The sequence below is a fragment of the Salinisphaera sp. C84B14 genome (genome assembly GCF_040361435.1).
Classification (GTDB): Bacteria; Pseudomonadota; Gammaproteobacteria; order Nevskiales; family Salinisphaeraceae; genus Salinisphaera.
Genome location: NZ_APNL01000001.1, coordinates 83,403 through 97,566 on the forward strand (window position 1 = coordinate 83,403; position 14,164 = coordinate 97,566).

At 63.2% G+C, this 14,164-nt stretch carries 11 protein-coding genes and 1 pseudogene; 6 read left to right on the plus strand and 6 right to left on the minus strand.

Going from position 1 to position 14,164, the window contains the following annotated elements; translation table 11 throughout:
• Positions 1–233 precede the first annotated feature (233 nt).
• From C84B14_RS00385 to C84B14_RS00400, 4 genes are all read right to left on the minus strand, one after another.
• Positions 234–632, minus strand: coding sequence for a tautomerase family protein (locus C84B14_RS00385; RefSeq protein WP_348767246.1), 399 nt, complete (start codon positions 630–632; stop codon positions 234–236).
• Positions 633–1,061: 429 nt separating this feature from the next.
• Positions 1,062–2,837, minus strand: coding sequence for an SLC13 family permease (locus tag C84B14_RS00390; protein WP_353221393.1), 1,776 nt, complete (start codon positions 2,835–2,837; stop codon positions 1,062–1,064).
• A 90-nt stretch (positions 2,838–2,927) separates the two neighbouring features.
• Positions 2,928–3,317, minus strand: coding sequence for a rhodanese-like domain-containing protein (locus tag C84B14_RS00395; protein WP_348767248.1), 390 nt, complete (start codon positions 3,315–3,317; stop codon positions 2,928–2,930).
• A gap of 33 nt (positions 3,318–3,350) precedes the next feature.
• Positions 3,351–4,292, minus strand: coding sequence for a LysR family transcriptional regulator (locus tag C84B14_RS00400; protein ID WP_348767249.1), 942 nt, complete (start codon positions 4,290–4,292; stop codon positions 3,351–3,353).
• Positions 4,293–4,357: 65 nt separating this feature from the next.
• On the opposite strand from C84B14_RS00400, the gene C84B14_RS00405 reads away from it, so the two are divergent.
• Positions 4,358–4,570, plus strand: coding sequence for a hypothetical protein (locus tag C84B14_RS00405; protein ID WP_353221394.1), 213 nt, complete (start codon positions 4,358–4,360; stop codon positions 4,568–4,570).
• 30 nt (positions 4,571–4,600) lie between these two features.
• On the opposite strand, the gene C84B14_RS00410 is transcribed toward C84B14_RS00405, so the two are convergent.
• The gene (locus C84B14_RS00410) at positions 4,601–5,839 is read right to left on the minus strand and encodes a urate hydroxylase PuuD (protein ID WP_353221395.1); all 1,239 of its coding nucleotides are present in this window, start codon (positions 5,837–5,839) and stop codon (positions 4,601–4,603) included.
• A 520-nt stretch (positions 5,840–6,359) separates the two neighbouring features.
• On the opposite strand from C84B14_RS00410, the gene C84B14_RS00415 reads away from it, so the two are divergent.
• The gene (locus tag C84B14_RS00415; RefSeq protein WP_348767252.1) at positions 6,360–7,097 is read left to right on the plus strand and encodes a GntR family transcriptional regulator; all 738 of its coding nucleotides are present in this window, start codon (positions 6,360–6,362) and stop codon (positions 7,095–7,097) included.
• A gap of 7 nt (positions 7,098–7,104) precedes the next feature.
• Here C84B14_RS00415 and uraD read toward each other — a convergent pair whose 3' ends face one another.
• Positions 7,105–7,644 (minus strand): 2-oxo-4-hydroxy-4-carboxy-5-ureidoimidazoline decarboxylase, encoded by a 540-nt coding sequence (gene uraD / locus C84B14_RS00420; RefSeq protein ID WP_353221396.1) that lies wholly within the window; start codon positions 7,642–7,644, stop codon positions 7,105–7,107.
• A gap of 435 nt (positions 7,645–8,079) precedes the next feature.
• Here uraD and C84B14_RS00425 point away from each other — a divergent pair, with 435 nt between their 5' ends.
• The 4 genes and pseudogenes from C84B14_RS00425 (at position 8,080) to C84B14_RS00440 (ending at position 14,152) form a co-directional block, all read left to right on the plus strand.
• Positions 8,080–9,486, plus strand: coding sequence for a nucleobase:cation symporter-2 family protein (locus C84B14_RS00425; RefSeq protein WP_348767254.1), 1,407 nt, complete (start codon positions 8,080–8,082; stop codon positions 9,484–9,486).
• Positions 9,487–9,530: 44 nt separating this feature from the next.
• Positions 9,531–9,884: a hydroxyisourate hydrolase gene (uraH, locus tag C84B14_RS00430; RefSeq protein WP_353221547.1), complete on the plus strand. Its 354-nt coding sequence runs from the start codon at positions 9,531–9,533 to the stop codon at positions 9,882–9,884.
• A 36-nt stretch (positions 9,885–9,920) separates the two neighbouring features.
• A pseudogene (locus C84B14_RS00435) lies at positions 9,921–11,276 on the plus strand (8-oxoguanine deaminase).
• Positions 11,277–11,323: 47 nt separating this feature from the next.
• A complete protein-coding gene (locus C84B14_RS00440; RefSeq protein WP_353221397.1) occupies positions 11,324–14,152 on the plus strand; it encodes a xanthine dehydrogenase family protein molybdopterin-binding subunit in 2,829 nt (942 codons plus the stop codon).
• The last annotated feature ends 12 nt before the right edge of the window (positions 14,153–14,164 follow it).

Below are 14,164 nucleotides of genomic sequence, written 5' to 3' on the forward strand. Positions count from 1 at the left end.
CACAGTGTTATCCAGAGGCTGTGTGTACAAACCCTGGCCAATAATTAAGCAGTGCGTGGATCGTCAAAACCTATGCCCGTCAAGGCCTGCCGCCGTTGGTCAATAATTGCGCAGAGGGCTGTGAACGCAGGCCCGTCAAGGCTTTTCGCGTTCTGACTACGGGTTGTCCACAGGTTTGTCCAGCACGATTGTGAACACCGGTGATCGTTGCAGGATGGGGCTATAAAACGGGCCTAAGCGTCCGATTCGGCTTCCGATTCGCTCCAGTCGCGTGCCCAGCCTTCGTCGTCACGAAACATTTCGTCGCCGGCATGCTGGGTGAACTCGATGGCGATACGCTCGCGCGGCACCTCGAGGTGTTCCACGCACAGGTCGAGCAGAGCGACCGCCAGCTGCTCCCGCCATTCTGTCGGGCGACCCCGGCGTATATCGCACATCATGACCACGCCGGGTTCCGGCTCGCCCTCGCCGCATCGCCAGAGGCTGCCATCGGTGAGCTCGCGAAAACCCACGCTCACACGCCGCGGCGTTGTGTGCATTCGCTCGGCATAGGTTTCGCCGAGCCGCCGGGCCAGGGTGCGCTTGGTTTCCTGGGGATAGGCGCTAGGCACATCGAGTTGCAGATAGGGCATGAACGGATTCCGTTTGTGTGATGAAAGCCCATGAATGCATATCAAAGCGAGCGCGTGCAATGCGCAGTAGCCATAACGACGCGTGAACGGGCCTGATCGAAAATTGATCGCAAGCCGCAGAAGCGAGCCGCCACGGGCGATCGCGCGCTCTGCGCGCATCTTTTCCACAGGGTTGTCCCGGGCTTTTGTGGGTAAAGTATGGGCCAGCCCCGAGGTCTTTGCTGCGCCGTGGCTCGGAAGGTGTTGGCCGGGTCATCGACGCATTACCAGGCAATCGCAACTGTATCGGAGTCGGCTGGTCAATTATTGAGCAATACGGTTCTAACGCCCGTGCTGCAAGGCGTTCGCGACTGTACCAACGAATTATCCACAGTGTTGTCAAAAGCCGGTGTGCAAAACGCCACGCGTGGCGCCGCGTCCAGCCAAGGCTCAGCCGGCCAGTGGCCAGATCCAGGGCACCAGGGCGATGGTGACGGCGCCCACGAGTAGCGTCAGCGGCGCGCCCAGGCGCAGAAAATCGGTGAACCGATAGCCGCCGGGACCGTAGACCATGAGGTTGGTCTGGTAGCCGATGGGGGTAAGAAAGCTCGCGGACGCCGCGATGGCTACGACCACGGCATAGGGCATCGCCGACTGGGACGCGCCGTGGGCCAGCGTGACCGCTATCGGGAACATGATTACAGCGGCGGCGTTGTTGGTCACGATTGACGATATCAGCACCGTGCTCACGAACAGGCCGGTGAGTGCGGCGTGGCTGGAGTCGCCGGCAAGGCTGATGAAGGCGCCGGCGATCGTTTCGGCCAGGCCGGTCTGCTCGACCGCGGAGCCGATGCCAATCGCGGCCCCGATGGCCACCAGCAGCGACCAGTCGAGAGTCTTGCGCACCGAGGGCAGCGAACAGCAGCCGCTCAAGACCATCAGAGCGGCGCTGGCCAGTGCGGCGTCGAGGATGTCGAGCAGGCCGATTGCCACCGAGGTCACCAGCAGGGCGATGATGGCAATCGCGGCATAGGCGCGCTGGTGCTGGGGCGGCTGCGAGTCTTCGATCGCGCTCACCAGAAAGAAGTCACGCGAATGACGCTGCTGGGTCGCGAAGGAGGGCCGTGTTTCCAGCAGCAGGGTATCGCCGGGCCGAAGGGTGATATCGCCGATCTTGCGCCGGATACGGGCGCCGTCGCGTGCCACGGCAAGAACCACGGCATGGTAGCGGCCACGAAAACCGCCTTCGCGAATGGTCTGACCCACCAGCGGGCAGCTGTGCGACACCACCGCTTCGACCAGCACCCGGGCACGCCGCGGCGTATCCAGCTTGAAGATCTGTTCGGTGGCCGGCACCAGCCCGCGGGTCTTGTGCAAATGCACGACCGAATCCACGATGCCGACGAACACCAGCCGATCTTCGCCCTGCAACGGCTCGCGCGGCGACACCGCCGGCAGCAGATGGCCATCGCGCTCGATTTCGGCCAGATACATTCCGGGCAGCTGGCGCAAACCCGCTTCTTCTATGGTCTGGCCTTCCAGTGCACCGCCAGCCGCGACCATCATCTCCACGCTGTATTCGCGCGGGTTGTGCATACGGTCCAGAGCCGGCGTGCGGTCGGGCAGCAGCCAGCGGCTGGTGCCGATCATGAGCAAGCCGCCCATCACGGTGATCGGCACGCCGACCCAGGCGAGATCGAACATGCCCAGGCCGTCGCCCAGGCCCTGTTGTACCAACAGGCTGTTGATCAGCAGGTTGGTGCTGGTGCCGATGAGCGTACAGGTCCCGCCGAGAATGGTGGCAAAACTCAGCGGCATGAGCAGCTGCGATACGGACAGCCGGTGTTTGCGACACCAGTCGGACACCGCCGGAATAAGCGCGGCCACCACCGGCGTGTTGTTCAGGAACGCGCTGAGAATCGCGGTCGGCACGATCAACTGGGCCTGGGCATGGGCGATCGACCGCGGTTTGCCGAGTACGCGGGCCGCCAGCATCTGGGTTGCGCCGGTATCGCGTAGGCCGGCGACCACCACATAGAGTGCGGCCACCGTGATCACCCCCGGATTGGCAAAGCCCGCGAACGCAGACTGGGCATCGATCACGCCGCTGAGCAGCAGGGCGATCAACGCGCCCACCAGCACGGCATCGACCGCAATCGACGTGAGCGCAAGCGCACAGAACGCTGCGACCAGAACACACAGCGTGAACAGCGCCGCTAGCGACACGCGCTGTCTGCTCCCTGGGCAGCGTAGCCGACGGACGGCTGTAACGATGGTGGCCCGGCGTCCTCGGGCCGGACGTGCCGGGGCCCGCGTTCAGTCACGCTCGATTTCGCGCTGTTGCTCGGCCCAGCGATCGAAGCCGCCGTCCATATGGGCGACATCACCCAGCCCCATATCCTGCAGCGTGGCCGCCGCGAGCGCCGATCGCCAGCCCTTGTTGCAGTAAAGGATCAACGCCTGTGCCTGGGCCAGTTCGGGCTTGTGATAGGGGCTTTCCGGGTCGACCCAGAATTCCAGCATGCCGCGCGGCACGTGCAATGAGCCGGGGATATGGCCATCGCGTTTGCGTTCGCGCACGTCCCGCACATCGACGAGCAGCACACCCGGGTTGACGCGGCGTTGGTCCACCGCATCAGGCGAGAGCGTGTTAACACGCTCTTGTGCGCGTGCGACCAGGTCTTGAACGGACAGGGTGACGGGCATGGCGAACTCCGTGGCGAACGAGGCCGTTTTATATCATGGCGTAGAGGATGCCGAGTGCGTTGGCGTGGTTTGTTCCCAGGGCGCAATCGAGGTGAATTTCTCGATCAGGAAATCGACGAATGCACGCACCTTGCGCGACAGATAGCGCCGATGGGCATAGAGCACGAAAAAAGCCGAGTCGTCGTGTGGGTACTCCGGCAGTACCGGCGTGAGCCGCGCGGCCGCGATATCCGGGGCCACGAGCCAGTGTGAAAGTCTGGCCAGACCAACGCCCGAGCGCACGGCCTCATGTAGGGCATCGGCGGTGTTGGCACGAAAACTACCGTGGACGCGCAGCACGCGCGCGCCGTGTATGGCGTCCGTGAAGGCCCAGTCGTTGAATTCGTCGAGTGTCGATAACGTCAGACAGTTGTGTGCCATGAGATCTTCGGGGGTGCGCGGGATGCCGTTTCGTTCGAGATAGGCCGGTGCGGCACAGATGATGCGGCGGTTGATACACAGACGACGGGCGACGACATCCGGATCGTCGACCTGTTCGCGCCACTGAATGGCCACGTCGAAGCCATCCTGGATGAGATCGACATGGCGATCGGTGAGTTCGAACTCGATATCGATCTGCGGGTAACGCGTCATGAACTCATTGATCAACGGCAGGACTTCTACCCGACCGAAGGAGACGGTGGCGGCGACACGAAGCCTGCCCCAGGGTTCGGTGCTCATCGCGCTCGCCGCGTTTTCGGCCTCTTCGATCGCACGCAGAATCTCGGTGCATCGCTTGTAATAATGCTGTCCGGCTTCGGTCAGATGGATGTGGCGCGTCGTCCGATGAAACAGCCGGGTATGCAGCCGTTCTTCCAACCGACGGATCTGTTTGCTCACCGCCGACGGAGTCTGGGCAAGCTGACGCGCGGCCGCGGAAAAACCGCCGGCTTCCACCGCCCGCACGAAGATCGTCATTTCCGTGGTCTTGTCCATACGCCTTGCCTGGTTTATGCCTGCCCGGCACAGGCGATATGCCGATAAACCGGATGATGATGTGCGTGGCCATAATTATCGTGCGCAGCATCGATCAGGCCGGTATTGCCGGCTATGCCAAAGGAGTTGTCGTCATGCTGTTCGTAACGCCGGTCAAGCCGGTCGACCGAAAACTCGGAACGGATGCCGCGGCGCGCCGTCAGCAGGCCGACCGCGAGTTCGCGCGTTTCAAAGCCCGGCATGGCTCGTTTGCGCAGTATGCCCGGCCGCCGATCTAGAAAACTGCGGGCCAGTAGGCCGTCAGAACCCTAGGAACCATCCTCGCGCCAGTTCGCGATCGCCTCGCGTTCTTCGTCGGTGATGCCGGTGATATTGCCCAGCGGCATGTAGCCGCTGGCCACTGCCTGTTTGATCTGGGCTCGATGCGCCCGGATGCGCGCGTCGCTATCGAGCATGATGCCGGCTGGCGCCGCGCTGAAGCTCTCGCTGCTCGGGTTTTCGGCGTGGCACTCGCTGCAGCGCTGTTGGATGATGTCGTGCACGCGGGCGAAGGCGGTGGCGTCGCCGGTATCGCTACGGGCCGCCCGGTCCGTACCGGCCGGGGCTGATGAAAGCGATGAGATCGGTGCGGTCAACGCGAAGGCGGCGACAATGAACAGGGCGCCGACAATCGCGAACACCGGCCGGATGTGGCCGGCGTGCATGGACACGAAAAACTGTCGGATCAGTGCGCCGGCCACGATGAACAGCACGATCACGACCCAGGCGTAGGGGTCGGTATACAGGAATGCATAGTGGTTGCTGAGCATCAGCAACACCACGGGCAGGGTGAAATAGGTGTTGTGGACCGAGCGCTGTTTGCCGCGCTTGCCATCCAGCGGATCCGGCGCTTGCCCGCGCGTCATGGCGGCGACCATGCGGCGTTGCCCGGGTATGATCCAAAAATAGACGTTGGCCGCCATAGCGGTGGCCATCACCGCGCCCACCAGCACGAATGCGGCCCGCCCGGCAAATATATGCGTGGCCAGATAAGCCACGGCCACCATCATCAGCGCCACGGCCACACCGAGCACGCCGTCGCGCTGCATGGTGGGACTGATGCGTTTGCACAGTTCGTTATAGACCAGCCAGCCCAGCGCGAGGAAGACGAGCGCGGCGATATTCGCTTGCCAGCCGGTCATGGCCGCGGCCCAGGTCCAGGTGCTCTGTGGATCGACCAGATAGATCTCCGGTCGGGTGAGATAGAGCAGGGCGAACAGGGCGAAACCGGACAACCAGGTCGTATAGGCCTTGAGATACGACCAGTGCAGGTCGTCGGGCAGTTTGGCCGGCGCGCTCGCATATTTCTGATTGTGGTAGAAGCCGCCGCCGTGCACGGCCCACATTTCGCCGGCGACGCCGCGCCGGGCGTCTTCGGCTTCGGCCGGCTTTTTCAGGCCGTTGTCGAGCATCACGAAATAGAAGGATTCGCCGATCCAGGCGATGGCCGCGATCACATGCAGCCAGCGCAGCAACATGTTGCCGAATTCAATCAGAAAAGCCTGCATTCATATCCTCTGGACGGATGGCGTGGCCCTTGGCCAACGCCTGTAATGCGCCAGTGTGCGTGGTCGATCGGTCGACGGTGGTCGACACAACGAAGGCAAAAGCAGAGTACAACCGTACCTGTTTTTTGTATACAAAATGGGATTTGGCGATAGAGCTGTCGCGATGGGGCGGCCCGCGCCGAGACCGCCATCGCGACCGGCACGAATGTCACTGCAGGCTGCGGCCACAGCGGGTAGGCCTTGGGTGGCGCGGGCGGATAGGGCGGGGATTGAACGCAACGCGTACGCTGGCATCACAGCGACAGGATCGCAGGCTGACCGCCCCATTCGCGTTGTGGCTCCCCACGGTGTCGCTATCGGCCGCGGCATGCCGCGCTCGGCGGTGTCCCGCGTATGATGGGCGCGGCGATCGTCGCCCGGTGGATACGAACATCTGCCGGTATTGATGGTCGTCAGCAAAGCGCCCATTTTCAATCCGTGTGCTCGGCCTGCCGAGACCCAGCCGCAAGGAACGATCGCGATGCCCGAGGTCAGCGACTCGCAGAACCCGCTGCTCGATGCCCAGGAGATCGCCAGCCCCTCGGGCCGGCGTACGGATCAGGATATCTATCGCGCGATCGCGAACGCGATATTCGAGCAGCGCCTGCCCTCTGCTACCAAGCTCCCCGAGGACAGTCTCGGCGATATCTTCTCGGTGAGCCGGACCGTGGTGCGCAAGGCCTTGTTTCGTCTGGCGAGTGAAAAGCTGGTCGACATCCGGCCCAATCGCGGTGCGATGGTTGCAAGCCCCACGGTCGAAGAGGCCCGTGATGTGTTCGAGTCGCGTCGGATTGTCGAGGCCGCGAGCGTGGAAGCGGCGATGCAACGCATGACCGACGATGGCCGCGCACGGCTGGAACGTCTCGTGTTCAAGGACCATGCCGCACATCAGGAACGTAGCCGTCGGCACTGGATCCGTTATTCCGGGGCCTTTCATCTGGAAATCGCCGAGATCGCGGGCAATCAGGTGCTCAAGGCGTTTCTCAAGGAATTGATCGGGCGCACATCTTTGATCATCGGCCTCTACGAGCCGATGCAGCGCACCGTGTGTACCTACGATGAGCACCAGACCCTGCTCGATGCGATGATCGGCGGCGATATCGCGCACGGCGTGCGCACCATGGTCGATCACCTGGTCGATTGCGAGCAGCGTCTTGGCCTGGAGCGCCGCGACCGCGATATCGATCTGCGCGCGATATTCGCCGACGGCGGCGATTGAGTCCCGGCTAGGTCCCGGCCATTTCCTGATCGAGCCGGGCCGCCAGGCGAAAACGCGCGATTTGGTGAATTTCGTCGAGCGCGCGGCGGCGTTCGGTGGCGCCGTCGTTATCCAGCCGTGCCTGCATGGCCGCAAGAATATCCTCGCGCGTCAGGCCTTTGACCGCGACAACGAACGGGAAACCGAACTTGCGGGTATAGGCGTCGTTGAGCGCCTGCAGGCGTTCGTATTGCTCGGGCGTGCAGCCATCGAGACCCGCCCCCGCCTGTTCGCGTGCCGAGGCCGCGCTCAGCCCGCCGGCGACGGCGAGCTTGCCGCCCAGATCCGGATGCGCGCGAATAAGTGTTGTCTGCTGCGTTTCGTCGGCGTGTTCGACGACCTGTCGCATCGCCGCTGCCAGGCGTTCGGCCTGGGTTAGGACAGCGTGGTCCGCGCTCTGCCAGACCGCGCGTGCGACCCATGGCGAGTGTTCGTAGACATCGCCGAAGCAGTCCACGAATTCGTGTTCGTTCATGGCTGCAGGGCGTAGTGGGACGGTATCGGTCATCCGCTGTCTCCAGATTGGCACGATCGTTGGTTGATCGAATCAATGCGCAAAGCCACGCATCGCTCCGACTAAATGCAATATTCGGGGCTGATTGTATCGAATCCTGATTTGACTAATGTTCCACAGATCGATAGAAATTGTATTCAATATGGGAAGTACAGCACGCTATTCGATTCCGTCGACACGTCCCATCGCATGAGCAAAGCGTATCCCGCCGCGTCGCGCGCGTGCTGTGGCGTATGAACCGGCGGGTGGGCTTCCAGCCCTGCGCCCTCCCGGTCTGTCTTCACGGCGCGCACGCGTGTCCGCAGCATTCGAACGTGCGCGCAGCCAGCCCGCGCAACGTTGCGCGCTGTGCGCCAGTGCGGGCATTCGATACAAAAAATAAAGCCGGCGCGGATTATCTGCGCGTACGGCCCGCCAGGAGGGGATTCGATGTCAGACGTGCCGAACACGGCCAGTGATGCCGAGTTGTGTGCGGCCGACCGCCGACCGCCGTTCGTCCAGCTCGTGCCCATGGGGATCCAGCACGTGTTGGTCATGTATGCCGGCACGATCGCCGTCGCACTGATTGTGGGCGGCGCGCTCGAGCTGTCGCGCGCGGATATCTCGTATCTGATCATGGCCGACCTGTTGTGCTGCGGAATCGGCACGCTGATTCAGTCGTTGGGCATCTGGGTCTTCGGTATCCGTATGCCGATCGTGATGGGGTCGAGCTTCGTTACGGTCGGGCCGATGGTGGCCATGGCGACCAGCGGCCAAGTGAGCATCGCGGGTATTTTCGGGGCCACGGTCGTGTCCGGTATTTTCGGCATGTTGCTGGTGCCGTTCTTTACCCGCTTACTCAAGTTCTTTCCGCCGCTGGTCACGGGCACGGTGATCGCCTCGATCGGCATTTCGCTGATGCCGGTGGGCATCAACTGGGCCGCGGGCGGCGTTGGCGCCGAGGATTTCGGCGCGCCGGTCAATGTGGGCCTCGCGGTATTCGTGCTCGCCTGTATTCTGACGATCAACCGGCTCGGGCGCGGAATCTGGGTCAATATCTCGGTCTTGCTGGGGCTTTTAGTTGGCTATATCGTCGCGCTGCCGCTCGGCGTGGTCAGCCTCGACGGGCTTGGGTCGCAACCGGTGGTGGGCATCATCACGCCGCTGCATTTCGGCATGCTCGAGTTTCCGCTGTCCGGGATCATCGCCATGTGCATCATCATGGTGGTCACGCTGGTGGAATCCACCGGCATGTGTCTGGCCCTGGGCGAAATGGTGGGCAAGCCGGTGGATCGCGGGCTGCTCAACCGCGGCCTCTATGGCGACGGTATCGCGACCACGATCGCCGGTTTTCTGAACGGCTTTCCGCATACCTCGTTTTCCCAGAACGTCGGTCTGGTCGGCATGACTGGCGTGACCAGCCGGTTCGTCACCGTGGTATCGGGTGCCGTGCTGATCCTGTTGAGCCTGTTTCCGCAGGCGGCATTCGTGGTCGCCTCCATTCCCAAGCCGGTGCTCGGCGGGGCAGGGCTGGTGATGTTCGGCATGGTCGCGGCGGCCGGTATCAATATCATCACCAAGGCGGATATGGCTCAGCGCAGCAATCAGCTCGTGTTTGCGGTATCGATCGGCTTCGGCATGATTCCGCTGGCCGCGCCGGGTTTCTTTGCCGTGTTTCCCGACTGGACCGGGCCGATCGTCCATAGCGGCATTCTGCTGACCACGGTCGCCGCCGTGGTGACCAACCTGTTGCTCAACGGTCCGGAAGCAGTCGCAGAAGAAGACGATACGGCCGCGCGCGCAGCGCTCGAAGACGCCGCCGCCCGCCAGCACGAGCCGGCCACCGGCCGGGATTGAACACCGGGCGCGAACGCGCCGGTATCAACGACTAGAGGAAGATGATGGGCTATCTCACGACACACGTACTCGATACGGCCAACGGCTGTCCGGGCGCGGGGATCGATATCGTGGTCCGGCGTATTGATGCCGAGGGCGCGCATACGATCACCCGGACCACTACCAATAGCGACGGACGCTGTGACGAACCGCTGGTAGCCGATGCCGCATTTGCCGTGGGCCGTTACGAACTCGTGTTTTCGGTGGGCGCCTATTTCGCCGGCCGGCGGGAAACGCTCGACGAGCCCGCCTTCATCGACGACGTGGTGATCCGGTTCGGCGTTGCCGATGCCGATGCGCATTACCACGTACCGCTGCTGGTTTCGCCGTACGGCTACAGCACCTATCGCGGCAGCTGAATCCAGCCTGCCCGCCCGAATCAAGGAGCCGACCGAATGGCCACTACCGTGCTACGCAATGCGGCGTTCATCGCCACCATGGACGACCACGACACCCTGCATCGCGATGCCAGTATCCGCATCGTCGACGGGCGAATCGATGCGATCGGCACCGATGATGAAATAACCGGCCATGCCGACGAGACGATCGATGCCAGTGGTCATATTCTGATCCCGGGGCTGGTCAATACCCATCATCATTTTTATCAGACGCTCACGCGCAACCTGCCGGCCGGGCAGAACAGCAACCTGTTCAACTGACTGGTCGCCCACTATCCGATCTGGGCGCGTATGGACGCCGGCTCGATCGACGTAAGCACGCGTATCGCCATCGCCGAGCTGATGCTTTCCGGCTGTACGACCGCGGCCGACCATACCTATATCTGGCCCAACGATGCCCGTGTCGACGACCAGATTCATGCCGCCCGGGAGATGGGCTTTCGTTTTCATGCCGCCCGCGGCTCGATGTCGGTCGGGCAGTCGCGCGGTGGGCTGCCGCCCGATCATGCCGTCGAGGCCGAGGACTTCATCCTCTCGGATTCGCAGCGCGTGATCGAGACCTATCACGACGACCGCGCCGGGGCGATGACCCGTATCGTGCTCGCGCCCTGCTCGCCGTTTTCGGTGTCGACCGATCTCATGCGCGAAACGGCAAAGATGGCGCGGCATTATGGCGTGCATCTGCATACCCATCTGGCCGAAACCCTGGACGAGGAACACTACTGCCGCGAGCTGTTCGGCCAGACGCCGGTCGAATATGCCGAGGCCAACGACTGGGTCGGCGACGATGTGTGGTTCGCGCATATGGTGCATCCGCATGAAACCGAGATCGCGCGGCTGGGCGCGCATCGATGCGGCGTGGCGCATTGCCCAAGTTCCAACATGCGGCTGGCTTCGGGCGTGGCCCCGGTCAAGGCGCTGCAGGCCGCCGGCGCGCGCGTGGGCCTCGGGGTCGACGGTTCGGCTTCCAACGACAGTTCGCACATGCTCAGCGAGGCGCGTCAGGCGATGTTGCTGCAGCGGCTGCAAAACGGCCCGGAGGCGATGAGTGCGACCGAGGCATTGCGTCTTGCCACGCGCGGCGGCGCGGAGGTGCTCGGGCGCAATGACATCGGCCATCTCGCCGTCGGCATGGCCGCGGATATCGTGGGTTATCGCCTCGACAGCCTGCCGCTGGCCGGCGGCGCCGTGCACGACCCGCTGGCCGCACTGGTTTTCTGCCTGCCGCCGCGGGTGGATCTGAGCCTGATCAATGGCCGACTGCGGGTCCATCGCGCGCAGCTGCTCGGCGTGGATATCCCGCAGCTGGTGGCACGCCATAACGCTGCCGCGACCGCGCTGATCAACGGCTAGCCGGCGGCGGCGCCCGAACTCTGTTTCAACCAGACAACAACGAAACAATGCCCCAATTCAATCAATCCCGTCGTCGATTTCTCAAGCACTCGGTCGTGGCGGGCGTGAGTACCTATGTTGCCAGCCTGGCGAGCCCGAGCTTCGCGGCGTTGTTCGAACAGGACATCCTGTCGCCGACGGCGCAGGCCTGGCGGCCCGGCACCGGGATGAAATTCCGGCTCGACGGGATCGCCAAGGTCACCGGCAGCAAGGTCTTTGCCCGCGATATCCGTGCCCGCGACATGCCGCACTGGCCCGATACCCAGGCCCATGCATTCATCATTCGCGCCAGCCGCTGCGATCGCCGCTATCAGGGCATCGATCTGTCCGCGCTGGAAGCGGCCGGGCTGGCACCGGATCGCGTGGTCACCGCTGAAGACATGGCCCGCGACAATATCCAGGTGCCCGAGTACTACGGCCCGGCCTTCTTCTTGCCCGCTGGCGAGACACCGCTTTATCTGGGCTATCCGGTAGCCTTGTGCATCTACCACGATTTCGCCCGTTTTGCCGTGGCCAAGGCGCGGGTACGCGCAGCCGAGGATGTGGTGGTCTACGGCGAACAAACGCCGCTGCCGGAAAAACCGCCCTATGGCGCCTTTCGTTATATCCGGGTGGGCGGCGATACACCCTATGCGCCCGATCGTTTCTCCGCCTTGCAGGAAACCGTGCTCTACACGGATTTTCGCAAGCGCCATCCGGTGTGGCCGCAGGCGCTGGAAAACGGCAAGGACAGCCAGCGCGCGATGTATCACGCCAACCAGCTCGCCGAGCAGCTGGATACGCCGCCCGACGATTGGCTGGTGTTCGAGGCGGAATATCAAACGCCCTATATCGATCATTTCGCCATGGAAGCCGACAACGCCAATTGCTGGTTCGATGCCGAGGCTGGGGACATGCATCTGGTCTGTGGCAGCCAGTCGCCGGCCGAGTTGGTCGAACGCATGGCCGAGCTGCACTCGGCCAGCACCTTTGCCAGCGGGCGCCTGTTTCTGCACCCGACCTATACGGTGGGTTACGGCTCGAAGGACAACTCCATCTTTCCGTATTACGGCTTGATCGCCGGGCTCTATGGCGATGGCCATCCGGTACGCCTGGCCAACGATCGCTACGAGCAGTTCCAGGCCACCATGAAACGCCATCCGTTCACGATTCGAAATCGTCTGGCGGTCGAGCGCGAAACCGGCAAGTTTCAGATATTCAAGCAGAATCTGACCGCCAACGGCGGTGGGCGCGCCAATTTCTCCAATTCCGTGGCGTTCGTGGGGGCCACGGCCGCCCAGGGCATCTATTACATGCCCAACAGCGATCTCACCGCCACGGCCGAATTCTCGCGCATGCCCGAAGCCGGGTCGATGCGCGGTTATGGCACCATTCAGACCATGGCCGCGACCGAACTGATGGTCGACGAAATCGCCGACCATCTTGATATGGACCCGTTCGAACTGCGCCTGGCGAACGTGTTCAAGTCGGGTATGAAGAACACCCAGGGCGCGATCCCGGCCGGGCATCTGCGCGGTGAGGAGATTCTGCACAGGGCCCGCCAACACGAGATCTGGACCCAGCGCGCGGCGCGCAAGCAGGCCTTCGAGGCCGATCATCCCGAGCAGCGCTATGGCGTGGGTTTTGCCTGTGTCCAGAAGGATTTCGGCCACGGCGCCGAGGGCGTGTTCTCGGAGGTCCGCCTGAATGCCGATGGCTCGATCGAAGTGCGCAATACCGGGGCTGAAATGGGTACCGGATATTCCACCAGCCAGGCTGCGGTGGTTGCCCAATGGCTCGGACAGCCTGCGAATACGGTCCACACCGCCGAAACCGAGTGGGACGACCTGGCCATGACCTCGAGCGGCAATCCGTATGTGATGTCGCAGTCGGAACAGGAGGCCGCCCAGACCGACCCGCGCTGGACGCCGATGCTCCAGCAGGCCTCCAGTGCGAGCAACTCGTCCTATTATCTGTCGTTTCCGACCATCGAAGCGGCCCGCGTAATCTTCAGACACGGCCTGTGGCCGGTCGCGCTCGAATACTGGCAGCGCGGCATCGGCGGCGGCCAGGCCGCGCCCTATGTCGTGCGCGAACAGGACGCGCGCTGGGAACAGGGCAAGCTCACAGCCAATGGCATGGAGCCGTTGTCGCTGGCGTTTCTGGCCGAGCGTGCCCATGCCACGGGCCGGGTGACTGGCGCCATGGCCCATGCCTTCAATCGCTGGGAATGGTCGAGGGCGGATTATCGGATCGACGGCACCGGCGAGACTCTGCCGCTCGACGGCCTTGCGGTGCGCTACGGCGACGGTGCCTCCCAGCAGAAGAAAGCGCGGATGACCAGCAAGCGGGGCTTCGAACTGTTGACCCGGTCGAACCCGTATTTCCCGCCCACCCAGCGCAACAATGCCGGGGTGACCTATTACAGCGCCTGCGCCACGCTCGTGGAGTTGGCCGTACATACCGGCACCGGCGAGGTGTCGCTACTCAATCATCATTCGTTTTTAGAGTGCGGCAATACGATCGTCGAGGAACTGGTGTCCGGCCAGCTGCAGGGTGGGCTCGCCATGGGCATCGGTCATGCCCTTTACGAAGACATGCCGCTTTACGAGGACGGCCCGGGTAACGGCACCTGGAACATCAACCGTTATCACGTGCCCCGGGCCAGTGAAGTCGCCGTCTGGGAGCAGAGCGCCGATATCCTGCCGCCGTTATCGCGTACCGACCCGCCCAAGGGTATTGCCGAAGTAGTGATGATTCCGGTCGTGGGCGCGATCGGCAACGGCATCGCCCACGCCATCGGCCATCATTTTCATCGTCTGCCCATTACGCCCGAGCGGATCCGGGAGGTTCTGTGAGTACTACCGACC

Excerpts from the sequence above, each read along its gene's own strand:
- C84B14_RS00410 (WP_353221395.1), bottom strand. The coding sequence starts at position 5,839 with ATGCAGGCTTTTCTGATTGAATTCGGCAACATGTTGCTGCGCTGGCTG.
- C84B14_RS00400 (WP_348767249.1), bottom strand. The coding sequence starts at position 4,292 with ATGGACAAGACCACGGAAATGACGATCTTCGTGCGGGCGGTGGAAGCC.
- C84B14_RS00385 (WP_348767246.1), bottom strand. The coding sequence starts at position 632 with ATGCCCTATCTGCAACTCGATGTGCCTAGCGCCTATCCCCAGGAAACC.
- uraH (WP_353221547.1), top strand. The coding sequence starts at position 9,531 with ATGGGCTATCTCACGACACACGTACTCGATACGGCCAACGGCTGTCCG.
- C84B14_RS00395 (WP_348767248.1), bottom strand. The coding sequence starts at position 3,317 with ATGCCCGTCACCCTGTCCGTTCAAGACCTGGTCGCACGCGCACAAGAG.
- uraD (WP_353221396.1), bottom strand. The coding sequence starts at position 7,644 with ATGACCGATACCGTCCCACTACGCCCTGCAGCCATGAACGAACACGAA.
- C84B14_RS00415 (WP_348767252.1), top strand. The coding sequence starts at position 6,360 with ATGCCCGAGGTCAGCGACTCGCAGAACCCGCTGCTCGATGCCCAGGAG.
- C84B14_RS00440 (WP_353221397.1), top strand. The coding sequence starts at position 11,324 with ATGCCCCAATTCAATCAATCCCGTCGTCGATTTCTCAAGCACTCGGTC.
- C84B14_RS00425 (WP_348767254.1), top strand. The coding sequence starts at position 8,080 with ATGTCAGACGTGCCGAACACGGCCAGTGATGCCGAGTTGTGTGCGGCC.